The sequence below is a fragment of the Aquipuribacter aurantiacus genome, from assembly GCF_051216895.1.
In the GTDB taxonomy this organism is placed as follows: Bacteria; Actinomycetota; Actinomycetes; order Actinomycetales; family JBBAYJ01; genus Aquipuribacter.
Genome location: NZ_JBPKAO010000045.1, coordinates 1 through 618, shown reverse-complemented (window position 1 = coordinate 618; position 618 = coordinate 1). Strand labels below are relative to the sequence as shown.

Genomic DNA, 618 nt, shown 5'->3' with positions numbered 1-618 from the left:
CCCTCCCCCGCTGCTGCAGAGGAAGGGGTGGTGCGGTTGGCCGACGGGAACGAGGCCAGCGTCGGGGACCTGCTCATCACCCGGACCAACGACCGGACGCTTCGGACCACGTCGACGGACTGGGTGAAGAACGGCGACCGCTGGACCCTCACCCGGGTCCATGACGGCGGGGCGGTGACCGCCCGGCACATCCGTACCGGACGCACCGTCGTCCTGCCGGCCGCCTACGTGCAGGCCTCCACTGAGCTCGGNACCACGTCGACGGACTGGGTGAAGAACGGCGACCGCTGGACCCTCACCCGGGTCCACGACGGCGGGGCGGTGACCGCCCGGCACGTCCGCACCGGACGCACCGTCGTCCTCCCAGCGGCGTACGTGCAGGCCTCCACCGAGCTGGGTTACGCCACGACCGTGCACAGCGCCCAGGGTGTCTCGGTCGACACTATGCACGGCCTCGCCGGCGGGTCATCCCAGGGTCAGGGGCCGGGGGGTCTGTCGCGGCAGCAGCTGTACACGATGCTCACCCGCGGCCGCCTCGCCAACCACGTCTACCTCGAGGTCGTCGGCGACGGCGACCCCCACTCCGTCATTCACCCCGACCTGATCCATCCCCTCACC

General features: G+C 71.5%; 1 pseudogene. It reads left to right on the top strand.

The features are described from left to right. Window positions 1-27 precede the first annotated feature (27 nt). Window positions 28-618 (top strand): annotated as a pseudogene (locus ACR80Q_RS18375) (hypothetical protein); the annotation flags it as partial.